Below are 14,661 nucleotides of genomic sequence, written 5' to 3'. Positions count from 1 at the left end.
ACCCCCCTGTTATAACCGCTTACTATAGCGAGAAAAACGATCTTAAGGATATCCCTTAAACTTGGTAATTCAATGACTTTTATACTAATAATACATCAATCTTATTTGCTATTCTGCTGTCAATCAGCCTCAATGAACACCATAAAATAAACCCTCTAGAGTTCAATCGATAATTAATCCAGCATTGATCAATTCAATATTCTGAATATCATGCAGTCTATGGGATGCTTTGCTTTCAGCTTGATTTCATCCCATATACAAAAAAACCGCTGCTTTAGCGGTTTCTTGGTTCATATGGGGTTACTAACCATATTGCTGCTTTAAGTATTTGACAATATCGGCTGACTCGAACATTTTTACTCCAGTATTGGGATCAATCAAATACGGCACCTGAATATCACGCCCCATCACTGCCACGATTTTTTCACGTTTGCCTCCGGAAAGAGCTTCATATTTTCCAGGCTTAAAACGTAACACTGCTGGTCCCATATCCTGCCAGCGCTCTTTGGCCACGTTATGGTAAACATAGGGCAATTCCAGTTCGCTTAATACTCCACGCACAATACGGGTAAAAGGACTGGCTTCAAAACCCCATAATTCCAGCAGTTGTGCAGGTGCTGCACGGTCTTTGATTTTCGGATTAATCCAGACGCCACGTGCACCATTCACGATGGTACCGGCTAAAGCTACGACAGGTATTTTAGGATAATGTGCAAATTTTTTTGGCGTTGTTCCTGTTTTACCATAATGCTTGAATAAATAATCAATGATGGCTTGCGACTCGTATATTTCAGTACCGGTATTTTCATCAATAAAAAATGGAAATCGTCTCTTTCCGCCTTTTTCCTTGACTATTTTTCGATACTTTTGTCCGCCTTTAGGACAAGGATAGACTTCATAATCCAAATTCAACAAGGTCAGTACTTCGCGTACACGGCGGCAAAATGGCGAACCTTCAAATTCATAAAGTTTGAGTGATTTTTCAGGCTGCTTTGGAAAGGCTGTACCACTGACGCCTCGTCCTCCGGCCGTCAAGGACGAAGCCAGGGCCTGGATCACTTTAATTTGATGATTCACCATATTTTTATCCTTGTATCATCGTCGTTATAAATCGACTAATTTTTCATTGGTAATCACAATGCCGTTGTTATCAGCATAGATATAATCGCCAGAATTGATGTTTACACCACCAAAATACAAAGTTAAATCAACCTCGCCTATGCCTTTGCGATTACTTTTTTGTGGAATTGCAGCCAATGCATGTACACCCAAATCCAGTTCGGCAATTGCATCGACATCACGCACGCAACCATAAATCACCACCCCATTCCAGTGATTTTTAACCGCAGACTCGGCAATCATATCACCCATCAAGGCACAGCGCATGGATGCCCCGCCATCCACCACCAGCACTTTACCAGTACCGTCGGTTGCAAGAAGCTCTTTGACACGTGAATTATCTTCAAAGCATTTCACTGTCACTACCTGACCGCCAAAACTTTTGCGTGCGCCATAGCTTTTAAAAAATTTACCATCCATTGATGGTGTCACGACCTGAATCTGTTTTTCTGGATTGTCATCAAGTAAGTCACATGTTACGAATGCTGGATTAGACACTTTATAGTTCCCTCATTTGGAATTTTGTATGCGTAAATTATCATAAATTTCAAACTTTTCAGTTTGAGTTTGCGCTGCCTCGACCATAGTATGAGCCACCTGCTCTGCTGTCACTGGCTTATATTTGAATGTATTGGGAACCAAATGCGAGAATTTCCGGTACAGCTTTTGGCTCAGATCTTCCAAAGTTCGTTGTTCTATCCGTTCACCCAACAACAATGAAGGCCGCAGGATAGAAACGCTTTGCAGGTTTAAGCTCTGGATATGACTTTCCAGCTCGCCTTTTACCCGATTGTAAAAAATTTTTGATTGCGCATTGGCGCCCATGGCACTGATCAACAAGTAATGGGTCGGGGTCGATTCAAATAAGTCGGCAAAATGTGCATTAATTTCATAATCGATATTATAAAAATTTTCTTTTGAGCCTGCTTTCTTTAAGGTGGTGCCTAAGCAACTAAAAGCATGGCTATATCCGTTTACATCTTCATCGTTGAGTAAAAGAAAATCCTCTAAAATAAATTGTTGTACTTTTTTTAAGCTTTTAAGCTGCTGATCTTCATGTCTCACCACTGCTGTGATTTTTTCACAGCTTTCAATGAGGCTGAGCCGCTTCAGGAGTTCACGTCCCACCAAACCTGTTGCTCCAATCACAATTGCACTTTTAATTGATTTAGTCATTTTTTAAGCAATCTCTATAGGTTATTTCTAATGTAACGGTTTCTTTATACTTTTTATGCATCTAAAATGTTGTCAAATCAAGTCAAGACTTGACTTAACGCCATAGTTTAATCACAATATGGCACTTGTTTACGGGCTGGTGATAATTCTTCTGATGAAGGTTTTCAGTTGCAATTTCAGCCCGCCCAGACCAATCTAATTCAAGGAGTGCACGAGTGGCAAACTCTGCTCAAGCTAAAAAACGTGCTCGTCAAAACGTTAAAGCACGTAAACACAACGCTAGCTTACGTTCAATGGTTCGTACTTATATCAAACGTACAGTAGCTGCTATCGCAGCTGGCGACTATGCAGTTGCTACAGAAGCTTATAAAGCAACTGTACCTGTAATCGACCGTATGGCTGATAAAGGCATCATCCATAAAAACAAAGCAGCTCGTCATAAGAGCCGTTTAAATGCACAAGTTAAAGCTTTAGCTAACTAAGTTGTTGCATTGAAAAAAGCCCATTACGGGCTTTTTTTGTGCCTATATAAAAATGAATGGATTTAAGATTCGTCAATTCTAAAAATATAAAATAGTTAAAAATTCTTGCTACAAACTGAATTTTTTAAAGCCCATAATTCTTTATTTTATTTTTTCCAAGTTATGAAACTCCCGAATCGACAGCTCATTCACTTCACCACGCCAGATCCATTTCAGTTTAGACTCCAGAAACTCATCCCCTTCAAACCAGACAAATAAACCTTCCATCATTTTTGGCCAGTCTTCCCGGCTAATCGTATTCCGGCCGGAAATAACCGCAATAATGGCAGCCAAAATGGTATCGTGGCTGACCGCCAAGCTTAAACCGAAATGATCTTGTGGATGGGTATTATAAATCAGTTCCAATACATCAACCACACCAGAAATAGGATGTTTCATTCCGGGTAAAGAATTATTAACAAAACTGTTAATAAAACCCAGAGCACCCTGTTTTCGAAAATATGGACCTGCCTGTTTGATATCAAGCACAAAACTTCCCGGCTCGACCAACAAACCTTGCTCGACAATTTCAATATGATGGGTATTTTGTGCCAGTATACTTGCATCAGCACCCTGGATCATTAAAGCGGCCGTATCGACACAGCGCTGTATAGGACTGGAAATGCAGTGTTGGATACTACGATCAGTATTATTAATTAAATAGCTTCCCCACGTCTGGGCCAACTCCCGTCCCTGTTCTGTTAACTGTAAATCATAGCCAGCCAAGCCCTGTCCTGTAACCACCTCACGAATAGAATGACGGGTAAATAAAGTCACAGGGGTTTTGGCATCAGGCAATAAATCAATCGCCTTCAGCATACTTGTAGGGAGCAGTTCTAACGCCATGATGCAGCCAAAAAATTTGAATCTGGTTGAATACACTATAGCATGTTAAAGCATCTGCTCAATCGATGTTCGCCATAAGTCCTAGAGTCTGGAATGCTAAATTCTTCATCTCGATATTACGAAAAGCAATAAAGCCGCCATTGAGCAGACTATCGCGCTGATTATATAAAAAAGGTCTGCCCTTAAAATCGACCAGCCCACCACCGATGCGCTCAATCAGGCATTGTCCTGCACTGGTATCCCACTCACTGGTCGGATGGAAACGTGGGTAAATATCCACTTCCCCTTCCAGCATCATGCAAAACTTATAAGCACTACCCGCCTTAAACTCTACCACTTCAACCTGCTTTTTTAAAATATCCAGATATTCGGCATATTTGGGCTTGTTTTGACTACTTTGACTTAAACCCACCTGAACAGTTTTAGACTGCTCATCGTCTAGATATTGCAGCCAGTGCCGGGTCTGAATTTCAAATTTTAAAGGCAAGCCTTGTTTGGGACAAAAATATATAGTTTGTTCAGTCGGTATGGCCAATAGCGCAAAGGTGGTATATGCACCTTCTACCAAACTTAAATTAATTGTAAATTCAGGGCGTTTATGCAGAAATTCTTTGGTGCCATCCAGGGGGTCAAGCAACCAGAAATTCTGCCATTGCTTGCGTTGGCTATTGTCACCTTCTTCCGACAATAAAGGAATCAGCGGAAAAGTCTGCTTTAATGCCTTGGTGATAAATTCATTGACCCGATAATCTGCCTGAGTCACTGGAGAATTGTCATGTTTATGCTCTACATCGAAGACTTTACCCGCACAATAGGCCTGATATTCTGCTCGCAAAATTTCACATGCCTGTGTCACAATGGGAACCAACTGTAAAATCAAAGCATCTTGCGGTGCTGTCGTTGCTCTAAACATAGATTACCTTCATATGCCGAATTATTCAGAAAAACCCACCATCATTTTTGATATGGATGGCACGCTTCTTGATCTTGCTTATGATGATTTCATCTGGAATCATCAACTTCCCATTCGTTATGCTGCCCAGCATAACTGCACACTCGAACAAAGCACCCAAGCGCTATTTCAATTTTATCAGCAACACAATCATACCTTAAACTGGTATTCCACCCGTTTCTGGAGTGCCAAGGTAGGTGTAGACACCCTTGCACTACAACATGAGTTTAAACATAAAGTCGCTTTACGTGCAGGGTGTGTAGAATTACTGCAATATCTTAAAGCCCAGGACTATTCCTGCTGGATTGCAACCAATGCCGATTGTGAAGGTTTAAAATTCAAACTCGAACAGACCCAAATCGCGCATTATTTCGATGTTATTATCAGCAGTGAACTTATCGGTTATGCTAAAGAAAATATCGAATTCTGGCAAAAACTGCATGCACTGCATCCCTTTTCAATCGATCAGGCCTATTTTATTGATGATACGGAAAAAGTACTTAAAGGGGCAGAAAAATTTGGCATTCGCAATTTAATTACCCTTGCCCAGCCCTCATCTAAAGGAGTGGTCAGGACAGAAAGTCCTTATCCGATTTTACAAGATTTAACTGACTTGATAGCCATGTTAAAACAAGCTGAGGATTTGAAAATATATGCCTAATTCTTCTCAACAGCAGCATGTTGAAAGTATGCGTATCGATAAATGGTTATGGGCAGCACGTTTTTTTAAAACGCGCTCCATCTGCAAAGCTGCAATTGAAGGCGGTAAAGTCCATCATAACGGTGAACGGGTCAAGGTTTCCAAAGAAGTACGTATCGGAATGGAACTGACCATTCAACAAGGTTTTGAGCGGAAAACCATTGTGATAAAGGCCTTGTCAGGAAATCGCGGAGCTGCCCCAATAGCCCAACTCCTGTATGAAGAAACAGAAGTCAGTATTGCAAAACGAGAGTTGCTTACAACCCAAAGAAAGTTGCATAATCTAGCCCGACCCGAACATCGACCGAGTAAAAAAGATCGACGGCAAATCAGTAAATTTAAACAAGATAATGATCAGCAATTTGACCAAGACTGGTCTTATAGTCATGATTAATTTAAGCGTCATATTCTGTCGTACTCGACCGAATTGATATAGAACATAAAGAATGAATCTGTCACTATACTTGGGTGGAACACGTTTTAAAGTAACTCATCCACTTAAGTTAATATTTTTGTGACATCGTTTTGAGGTTGTGAGATGGATGATAATAAAAGTAAGGCGCTGAATGCTGCCCTAAGCCAGATTGAAAAACAGTTTGGTAAAAACACAGTGATGCGTCTTGGCGATAACACTGTACTGGCAGTTGAAGCCGTATCTACAGGTTCTTTAACCCTGGACATCGCGCTCGGTATTGGTGGTCTACCTAAAGGCCGTATCATTGAAATTTACGGTCCTGAATCTTCAGGTAAAACTACAATGACCTTGCAAGCGATTGCAGAATGTCAAAAAGCTGGGGGTACTTGTGCCTTCATTGATGCCGAACACGCGCTTGATCCTCAGTATGCCCGAAAATTGGGTGTAGACTTGGACAACCTGTTGGTCTCTCAGCCGGACAATGGCGAACAGGCACTTGAAATTGCAGACATGCTGGTACGTTCTGGTGCAATTGACATGATCGTTGTCGATTCCGTGGCTGCACTAACGCCTCGCGCAGAAATTGAAGGCGAAATGGGCGACTCGCACATGGGCTTACAAGCACGTTTGATGAGTCAGGCACTACGTAAAATTACCGGCAATGCAAAACGCTCGAACTGTATGGTGATCTTCATTAACCAGATTCGTATGAAGATTGGTGTAATGTTCGGTAGCCCTGAAACCACAACTGGTGGTAACGCACTTAAATTCTACGCTTCTGTACGTCTGGATATCCGTCGTATTGGTCAAGTGAAAGAAGGTGACGAAATTGTCGGTTCTGAAACACGGGTGAAAGTCGTGAAGAATAAAATGGCGCCTCCGTTCAAAGAAGCGTTATTCCAGATTTTGTATGGTAAAGGTGTGAACCAACTAGGCGAACTGGTTGATCTTGCAGTAGCTCAAGAACTGGTACAAAAAGCCGGTGCCTGGTATTCATATCAAGGCAATAAAATTGGCCAGGGTAAAAACAACGTTATCCGCCATTTAGAGGAAAATCCTCAAATTGCACAGGAACTTGACCGCCTAATTCGCGAAAAGCTGTTAACCCCAGTGACCAAGCCAATTGAAGAAAAAGATGAAGAAGAGCCAGACTTTCTAGATGCTTAATAAGCATGATGTTAAAGTCGAATTTTTCGAGTTAAACTGTAAAACGCCCTACGGGGCGTTTTTATTTGATGTGATAGATACACAATATGAGTAATCCAAAATTTCCCAAAATGCTTGACTATGAAGCACTCAAGCAACAATTTGATGAATCCCCTGCTGAATCTTCTATCTGCTCACATCCATCCAATCCAGATGCTCTACATTTTGAAACTGATCCACAGCCTAAAGCTCAAGGCTTAACCGGCACCCGGTTACGCTCATATGCTTTTGCCGTACTCACACGCAAAGAATATTCCAAGGCCGATCTGGTCGAAAAGCTGGCATTATATGCGATGGATCGTGATGAAGTGATAAAACTGGTAGATGAACTGGCAACCGAGAACTATCAAAGTGACCAGCGTGTAGCCGAAATGCTGCTGTCCAGCCAGAAACGCAAAGGTAAAGGTCCAAACCGGATTAAGTTTGCATTGAAAAACAAGAAAATTGATACAGAACTGATTCAGGAAGAATTAAAGGAAACTGACTGGAATGAGCAAGCTTATCAGCTCAAAGTGAAAAAATTCGGCAAAACTGTAGAACGAGATCCTAAACTGAAGGCCAAACAAATACGCTTCTTACAGTATCGAGGATTTGACCTTGATGCGATATTCAAAGCCATTAGTCGTCGTGAAGATGATTAGAATTTTTAGATGTGAACCGATTTAGAAAGTATCACTATTCATTTTAATGATTATATTTATATTCGAAATTTTTCCGCAGAAAAGTCTTGATCTGATCATATTGATCCAGATATTCATAAAGCTTTATATATTTGTGCTGACTCGATTCCGTCATAATGTGCAAATGACTGAAACCGTTCACCATCCGCTCATAAAAAACCATTAATTTCTGAATATTCAATTCCGGAATGCTGCGAGTAATTTTAAAATAACGAGATATTGAGGAAATAATAGGAAGTGTGATGTTTATTATTTTTTAATATTTTTACAAACTGGTGGCAACCCTACCAGCAAGCCTTCGGCACATCATATTTCCACTACCGTTGCTACCTTCCGGTCCTGGCGGGGTTCGTGGAGTACAATTGCGAAGTAACCGGCAGGGCTACCATTGCAAGAACAGAGTATAGAGATTTTTATTTAACTTGCAAGCGTTCAAATCACTTTTCTAGCCACAGCAATTTCATTTGATTATTTAAAAAACAATATGCAGTGTAAACGGCATTTTTACCTGCTTTCTACCAGCACAATCAATTACTTTAAAACTACGACAAGATTGTAAATGCATATTGCATTTCATGAGCTGGACGTTTTTAATGTCGTCATGTCTTTTAAATGGTCACACTCTAAAATCTTGGGTTTAGAAAGTACCGAAAAATACAAAATGGATGTTTTTATGATGCTCAAACAGCATGCTTTATGTGTACTCACCTTATTGGGTTCCGCTTCACTTTATGCCAATGTCCCGATTGAATCACGTGATTTAAGTCAAAATAGCAGTATTGAATCTAGTGCTAACAATGTCGCCATTAATTCAGGTGCAGCTGTTGCCAATGTACCAACCAATCTGAATTGGCAAATCATGCAAAAAAACCAGCAATTAGAAAATGACATTCGTATCTTGCGTGGGAAAATTGAAGAACAGGACAACGAAATTGAACAGCTTAAACACGAACTGACCAATCGCTATACTGACTTGGACCAGCGTCTTGAGTTATTGCAACAAAAGGTTGACCCGGAAAGTGCAACTCCAGAGGAGGATAACCAACAGGATACTTCACCCAGCACCAACACAACCAGCTCAACCCCAGTAGCACCCAACACACGACCAGCAGCCAAAACTACAAATACGCAAGCACCAACTACTAAGGCAACAGCCGCCAATTCGCAAGCAATGGCCATTAACGCTCAGTCTTCAGCTAAACTGGATAAAGCAGCCTATACTGTCGCTTTAGATGCTTATAAACAAGGCGGTGCAAAAAAAGCTATTGCGCCCATGCAAAACTTTATTAAGAATAATCCCAATAGTGTCTACATTAGTAATGCCTATTTTTGGCTCGCTGAATTTAATCTGGCGATTGAACCCACCAATTATAGCGAAGCTAAAAAGAACTATAATATTGTGGTCAATCAATACCCCAATTCTGCAAAGGCCTCACGCTCTCTATATCAACTCTACAATATAGCCAAAGATGTCGATCACAACACTACCCTTGCCACGCAGCTTAAAACCAAACTGCAAAAAAATTATCCTAAATCTGAAGAAGTGGGATATTTAAAGAAATAAAAACAAAAAAAAGACACCCAAACGGGTGTCTTTTTTAGCTATATTCGCTTAACGAACAATACCACGTTTAGATTGCTCTAAAGAATCAATCAATAACTGTGCCTCAGGTGCTTCAGGCAACAAATCCGTGCGAATCTGCTGTATGGCCTGCTCGGTTGTTAAACCCTCTTTATAAATCAATTTAAAGGCTTGACGTAAGGCCTGGATCACATTTTTAGACCATCCCTTACGACGCATACCTTCAACATTCATTGCAAAGGCATGTGCTGGATTACCAGAAACCATCACATAAGCAGGTACATCTTTTAAAATCAGCGATGCGCCACCAATCATGCTGTAAGAATCGATTTTGCAGAATTGGTGAATACCAGAGTTACCACCCACAACCACATGATCGCCTACATGCACATGTCCAGCAACACCGACATTATTGGCAAAAATATTATGATCGCCTACCATACAGTCATGTGCAATATGAGTATTAACCATCAATAAATTATGGCTACCGATTTTGGTGAGTCCTTGATCCTGAACCGTACCACGATGCAAGCTGCAATGCTCGCGAATTGAATTGTGATCGCCAATTTCAAGCCAGGTCTCTTCGCCAGCATATTTTAAATCCTGACAAACTTCACCCACACTCGCAAACTGGAATATTTCGTTGTTTTTCCCAATACGAGTATAACCACCAACCACTACATGTGCATGTAGCTTGGTGCCCTCACCAATGGTGACCTGTGGCCCAATAATACAATAAGGGCCAATTTGTACATCTGCAGCAATGACTGCAGATGAGTCTATAATGGCGGTTGGGTGAATTAAATCGTTATTACTCATGCCTGCTCTATTTTCTGATGCGAAACCGTAATTTCCGCAGTTGTTGCTACAACGCCATCCACTGTGGCTATACAATTATATTTGTAAATTCCACGTTTGTGCATAACCAATTCTGATTTTAATACCAATTGGTCACCAGCAACGACCTGTTTTTTAAAACGGACTTTTTCAACACCCGCAAAAAGAAACAATGAACCTGGACCAGGTTTTTCATTATTCATAATAAAACCAAGTATACCAGAGACTTGAGCTAATGCCTCAACAATCAAAACGCCTGGCATAATCGGGTAGCCCGGGAAGTGCCCCTGTAAAAACTCTTCGTTGATTGAAACATTCTTATAGCCCACGATGCCATTGTCAGTCACATCTACAATGCGATCGACCAATAAGAATGGATAGCGGTGAGGTAAATATTCACGAATTTGTTGAATGTGCATTGGCAATTCAGGTTTCGTAAATGCAGGAGTATTCGACTCAGTCATCATATCTATTTACGCTTAAAAGTTGATTCAAGGGACTCGATTTGAGCCTGTATATGATCAAGCCGTTTAAGTAACTGGGTCAATGGCACATCTGCTAATTGTTTAAAGCGTACCGCAGCCCGTTTCCAGTGCAAACTTTCCAGCATCGGTGTACCTGAAGAATAGCTTCCTGCCTCAGAAATACTTTTTGTGACCATTGACATACCGGTAATTGTGACATTGTCAGCAATATTAATGTGCCCTACTACTCCCACTGCTCCAGCCAGTACACAGTTTTTGCCAATTGTTGTGCTACCGGCTATACCACATTTCGCAGCAAGTGCTGTATTTGCACCAATTTTTACGTTATGGGCAATTTGCACAAGATTATCAATAATGACACCATCTTCCAAAATGGTGTCATCGAGTGCACCACGGTCAATACTGCAATTTGATCCAATGCGGACATCATTACCGATTTTAACTGAACCTAATTGTGCAATACGATGCCATTTACCCTGATAAGGAGCAAAACCAAAGCCTTCTCCCCCAATCACAGTATTGGCATGAATACGGACGCGATCACCAATTTTTGTTTCACCGGTTAAAGTGACATGTGAATCAATAAAACACTGTTTACCAATTTCTACATCATCATCAATTTTAACGTGTGATTGAATGACCGTCTGATCACCCACCACGCAATGTTCACCAATGACAACATAATGCCCAATATAGGCACTATCGGCAATTATTGCAGAAGGATGAATTTGTGCTGTACTTTCTATTCCCTGATGCTGATTTTTCTTTTCAAAAACATGCGTCAGGATTGCGAAAGCAAGATAAGGATTATCGACCACAAGAAAGTTATTGTGCGTATCTAACTGATTTTTTAGAGCTGAAGTAACAATCAACGCACCTGCTTTTGAAGCACGTGCCTGATCTAGATATTTATCAGCATTTACAAATGCAATATGTTTCGCTTGAGCCGCATCTAAGCTGGCCAACCCTTCTAATATTAAATCAGATTGACCTACGTGCTCACCCTGTACCAGACGGGCAAGATCTTCTAAGCGAAATTGTCTAGGATTCATTGATTACTTAATAACGTTAACCTTTTGAATCATTTTATCAGTTAAATCATATTTAGGGTCATAAGCAAGTGCAGAATTTTTATTCAAAACAACATCTAAGTTATTTTCTTTACGCAATTGTTCTGCCACTTGCTTGACTCGAGTCCCTAAAGTTTTATTCATCACCTGAATCGTAGACTGAACGGTTGACTGTACACTTTGCTGCAGCGTATTAAACTCTTTTAGCTGAGTCTGAAATTGCACAGACATTTTTTGCTTTTCAGCATCTGATAAATTAGGCGTTTGCTGAGCACGTTGCTGCAGAGCTTCCAGTTGCTTAGCCAACTGTTCAAGCTTGGTAGTTTGCGGCTTTACTTGTTGTTGTAAAGAAAGATTTTGCTGTTTTAAATAAGTGCTATTTTCTACCACTTTTTCTAAATCAACCACACCATAACCCGCAGCATGTACAATCGATGTACTTGCCAAACCGGCAAAAGCCAAACTCATTAATATTTTCTTCATGCAAATATCCTTTATTAAACCTGTTCAGGGCCGTACTTAGAAAGTACGACCGATTTCAAACTGGATATTTTTTGTTTTATCGCCGGCTTTATCATTTAACGGATAAGCATAACTGAGAGATAATGGCCCAATCATGGTAATCCAGGTAAAGCCAGCACCTACGCTATAACGCATGTTATTAGCATCAAAACCAAAGTTGTCTTCACAATACTTTTTCGCATCGATGCCCGGATCTTGCTTACTGCCTGATAAATATAAATTACCCGATGGAACATTACACTGAGTATCAAAAACTTGCGCACCTTCAGCAAACAGTACTGGTCGAACCTGGCGAGTCCAATCGCCTTTAAATGGTAACGGCAAGGCCAATTCCGTACCAAATTGCACTAAAGCATTACCACCTACATCTTCCGGATCATAGTCTTTTGCTCTTGACTCATTATAGGTAACTCCAGGGTATTTAGGACCTAAAGTACTATTATCATAACCACGAACCGAGCCAAAACCACCGCCATAGAAGTTTTTATAAAATGGCAGGTCATTACCATAACCCAACTTACCGTAACCACGTAATACAAAGCCCTTACCTAAAGGCTGGAAGGCTTGTGCATCATAAGTGACTTTTTGATATTCCACATCACTGCCTGGTAATGCAATTTCACCATTCACGCGATGTGACATACCAGATGTTGGAAAAACTGGGCGGTTTAAGGTGTTATAAGACCAGCCCAAGTTTAAGTTATAAGTCAGGAAGTCACCTGTAAACTCACTACCAAATGGTGCTGATTCACTGCCAGTTGGACAGTTGTATGCACCAGTAGCAGGGTCTAATACTGTATCTACCGTACAGTAAGTAGATGTCTTTTTGGTTTTACCACCATTCGCTAACAAATAATCACGCACATAAGTTGAAACATACTGACCAGTAGTAACATCAGTCTGATCAATATTTAAACCGGCGCTCACACTTTGGTTTTCATCAATTGGATAACCAAAAGTAATACCGCCACCAAAACTGTCTGTCACGTAGTTGTTGACGTTATAGTTATTATCCAGCTTGGTTTTACGGTAGTACATGTTATAACCACGACGGACACCATCAATGGTAAAGTACGGATCGGTTACGCTCAAATTATAATAATCTTGTGTTTCCGAACGGGATAAATCAATCGAAACACTATTACCTGTACCCAGGAAGTTAGTTTGGCTTAAACCTGCCTGGAAAGTTACACCACCACTTTGCGAGAAACCTACTGCCAGAGTACTGGTACCTGAATGCTGCTCTTCAACATTGACGTTCAGATCCACCTGATCAGGGACATTTGGAATACGTGCCGGTTTAATATCAACAGTTTTAAAGAAACCGGTACGCTCTAGACGAACTTTAGATAAATCAATTTTTTCATTGCTGGCCAATGCACCTTCCATCTGGCGCATTTCACGACGCAATACTTCATCGGCAGTTTTTGTATTACCGGTAAAATTGATACGACGAACCGTAACTTGCTGACCTGGATTAATATAATAATTCAAATCAACCAGTTTGGTTTCTTTATTAATTTGCGGAACAATATTGACTTCAGCATAGTAATAACCTGCATTACCATACTTACGCAGTAAAAGCTGTTTGACTGCGTTGACTTTTTCTTGAGAATAAATCTCACCATCTTTGTAAATTTGCAGAGCCTTTAATTCTTCAGGTTTGTACAGTGCGTCACCTAAGAATTTGCTTTCACCAAATTTAAATTGCTCACCTTCTTCTACAGCCACTTCGACAAAGATATTCTTTTTATCTTCACTCAAGTTCAAACTTGAGTTGGTGATATTGAAATTAATATAACCTTTGTTTAAATATAAAGCCCGTAAAGCTTCAAGGCTGGCAGCCATTTTTTCACGCGCATAACGGTCATTACGGGTAACAATTGAACTCCAACCGCTTTCTTTAACCGCAAAAGCCTGCTTGATTTCGCTTTCTTTAAAAACGGTATTGCCGATGATGTTGATATCAACAACTTTTGCCGCCTTGCCTTCAACAAAATCAATGGTTAAATCTACACGGTTATTCGGTTTGGCAGTGGTGATTACCTTAACATCGGCATCATAACGACCTTGCTGCATATACTGCTGTTCAAGTTCTGTTTCGATGGTTTGCAAAGCAGATTTTTTCAAAACCTCGCCTTCTGCAATACCCATCTTCTTCAACCCTTCTTCCAGGGCTTCTTTAGGGATAAGTTTATTTCCCTTAAACTCAACCTTTGAAATGATTGGGCGTTCTATCACCGTAAAAACAAGCGTATCTGCTTGTTGAGATGCCTTGATATCATCAAACAAACCGGTGGCATACAAAGCACGAATCGCATTTGCAATAGTTGCATCATTGACACGGTCGCCAGCATTGACAGGCAGCATCCCATAAACATTTTCTGGCGTTAAACGAACAAGTCCGTCAATTTTGATATCGCGGACAATGAATTCATCTGCTGCATATACTTGTTGTACTGCTGCCATTGCACTAACGAGTGCCAAAGGCATAAATAAATGTGTGTGCTGCATGCCAGTCTTTTCCGATGTTAATTTATTACATATCTA

The 14,661-nt window shown here is 40.6% G+C and carries 16 protein-coding genes and 1 other RNA gene; 6 read left to right on the top strand and 11 right to left on the bottom strand.

Annotated features, from left to right (window positions below; genetic code table 11):
- Window positions 1-303: 303 nt before the first annotated feature.
- The 3 genes from WAE57_RS05790 to WAE57_RS05780 are packed head-to-tail and all read right to left on the bottom strand — an operon-like array spanning window position 304 to window position 2,295.
- Entirely contained in the window at window positions 304-1,080 is a 777-nt protein-coding gene (locus tag WAE57_RS05790; RefSeq protein WP_337709059.1) for a glutathione S-transferase N-terminal domain-containing protein, read from the bottom strand.
- Between the two features lie 24 nt (window positions 1,081-1,104).
- Window positions 1,105-1,617 carry a ribonuclease E activity regulator RraA gene (rraA, locus tag WAE57_RS05785; RefSeq protein WP_237786468.1) on the bottom strand — a complete coding sequence of 171 codons (513 nt, stop codon included), beginning with the start codon at window positions 1,615-1,617 and terminating at the stop codon, window positions 1,105-1,107.
- A gap of 12 nt (window positions 1,618-1,629) precedes the next feature.
- Window positions 1,630-2,295: a nucleoside-diphosphate sugar epimerase gene (locus WAE57_RS05780; RefSeq protein ID WP_337709057.1), complete on the bottom strand. Its 666-nt coding sequence runs from the start codon at window positions 2,293-2,295 to the stop codon at window positions 1,630-1,632.
- Window positions 2,296-2,510: 215 nt separating this feature from the next.
- On the opposite strand from WAE57_RS05780, the gene rpsT reads away from it, so the two are divergent.
- Window positions 2,511-2,777: a 30S ribosomal protein S20 gene (rpsT, locus tag WAE57_RS05775; protein ID WP_067724582.1), complete on the top strand. Its 267-nt coding sequence runs from the start codon at window positions 2,511-2,513 to the stop codon at window positions 2,775-2,777.
- Between the two features lie 141 nt (window positions 2,778-2,918).
- On the opposite strand, the gene WAE57_RS05770 is transcribed toward rpsT, so the two are convergent.
- Entirely contained in the window at window positions 2,919-3,662 is a 744-nt protein-coding gene (locus WAE57_RS05770) for a histidine phosphatase family protein (RefSeq protein ID WP_337709052.1), read from the bottom strand.
- Between the two features lie 58 nt (window positions 3,663-3,720).
- Window positions 3,721-4,575: a 3'(2'),5'-bisphosphate nucleotidase CysQ gene (locus WAE57_RS05765; RefSeq protein WP_337709050.1), complete on the bottom strand. Its 855-nt coding sequence runs from the start codon at window positions 4,573-4,575 to the stop codon at window positions 3,721-3,723.
- A 13-nt stretch (window positions 4,576-4,588) separates the two neighbouring features.
- Here WAE57_RS05765 and WAE57_RS05760 point away from each other — a divergent pair, with 13 nt between their 5' ends.
- The 4 genes from WAE57_RS05760 to WAE57_RS05745 all read left to right on the top strand — a co-directional run bounded on the left by WAE57_RS05760 (window position 4,589) and on the right by WAE57_RS05745 (window position 7,576).
- Window positions 4,589-5,275: an HAD-IA family hydrolase gene (locus WAE57_RS05760; protein ID WP_337709048.1), complete on the top strand. Its 687-nt coding sequence runs from the start codon at window positions 4,589-4,591 to the stop codon at window positions 5,273-5,275.
- On the top strand, window positions 5,268-5,708 hold the full coding sequence (locus WAE57_RS05755) for a S4 domain-containing protein (protein ID WP_337709046.1): 441 nt from the start codon (window positions 5,268-5,270) through the stop codon (window positions 5,706-5,708). The genes WAE57_RS05760 and WAE57_RS05755 overlap by 8 nt, the downstream gene beginning before the upstream one ends.
- Before the next feature lie 144 nt (window positions 5,709-5,852).
- Window positions 5,853-6,896 carry a recombinase RecA gene (recA, locus tag WAE57_RS05750; RefSeq protein WP_086174301.1) on the top strand — a complete coding sequence of 348 codons (1,044 nt, stop codon included), beginning with the start codon at window positions 5,853-5,855 and terminating at the stop codon, window positions 6,894-6,896.
- 86 nt (window positions 6,897-6,982) lie between these two features.
- Window positions 6,983-7,576, top strand: coding sequence for a regulatory protein RecX (locus tag WAE57_RS05745; RefSeq protein ID WP_337709043.1), 594 nt, complete (start codon window positions 6,983-6,985; stop codon window positions 7,574-7,576).
- A gap of 321 nt (window positions 7,577-7,897) precedes the next feature.
- On the opposite strand, the gene ffs is transcribed toward WAE57_RS05745, so the two are convergent.
- Window positions 7,898-7,994, bottom strand: an RNA gene (gene ffs, locus WAE57_RS05740) — signal recognition particle sRNA small type.
- A gap of 294 nt (window positions 7,995-8,288) precedes the next feature.
- Between ffs and WAE57_RS05735 the strand changes: the two genes are divergently transcribed.
- A complete protein-coding gene (locus tag WAE57_RS05735; protein WP_337709290.1) occupies window positions 8,289-9,179 on the top strand; it encodes a YbgF trimerization domain-containing protein in 891 nt (296 codons plus the stop codon).
- Between the two features lie 48 nt (window positions 9,180-9,227).
- Here the strand turns inward: WAE57_RS05735 and lpxA are convergent, their stop codons facing one another.
- The 5 genes from lpxA to bamA are packed head-to-tail and all read right to left on the bottom strand — an operon-like array spanning window position 9,228 to window position 14,625.
- A complete protein-coding gene (lpxA, locus tag WAE57_RS05730; protein WP_086174304.1) occupies window positions 9,228-10,016 on the bottom strand; it encodes an acyl-ACP--UDP-N-acetylglucosamine O-acyltransferase in 789 nt (262 codons plus the stop codon).
- Window positions 10,013-10,498, bottom strand: a complete 486-nt coding sequence (gene fabZ, locus WAE57_RS05725) for a 3-hydroxyacyl-ACP dehydratase FabZ (protein ID WP_171263214.1) — start codon at window positions 10,496-10,498, stop codon at window positions 10,013-10,015. Before fabZ ends, lpxA begins: the two co-directional genes overlap by 4 nt.
- Window positions 10,499-10,503: 5 nt before the next feature.
- Entirely contained in the window at window positions 10,504-11,571 is a 1,068-nt protein-coding gene (gene lpxD, locus WAE57_RS05720) for a UDP-3-O-(3-hydroxymyristoyl)glucosamine N-acyltransferase (protein WP_237786475.1), read from the bottom strand.
- Window positions 11,572-11,574: 3 nt separating this feature from the next.
- Complete coding sequence (locus tag WAE57_RS05715) at window positions 11,575-12,072, bottom strand: OmpH family outer membrane protein (RefSeq protein WP_237786476.1); 498 nt, start codon at window positions 12,070-12,072, stop codon at window positions 11,575-11,577.
- A 36-nt stretch (window positions 12,073-12,108) separates the two neighbouring features.
- Window positions 12,109-14,625 carry an outer membrane protein assembly factor BamA gene (gene bamA / locus WAE57_RS05710; protein ID WP_337709039.1) on the bottom strand — a complete coding sequence of 839 codons (2,517 nt, stop codon included), beginning with the start codon at window positions 14,623-14,625 and terminating at the stop codon, window positions 12,109-12,111.
- Between the last annotated feature and the right edge of the window lie 36 nt (window positions 14,626-14,661).

Source organism: Acinetobacter sp. NS-4, from assembly GCF_037402435.1.
Lineage (GTDB): Bacteria > Pseudomonadota > Gammaproteobacteria > Pseudomonadales > Moraxellaceae > Acinetobacter.
The sequence above is the reverse complement of the archived record's forward strand: the minus strand, read 5'-3'. Positions and strand labels throughout refer to the sequence as shown.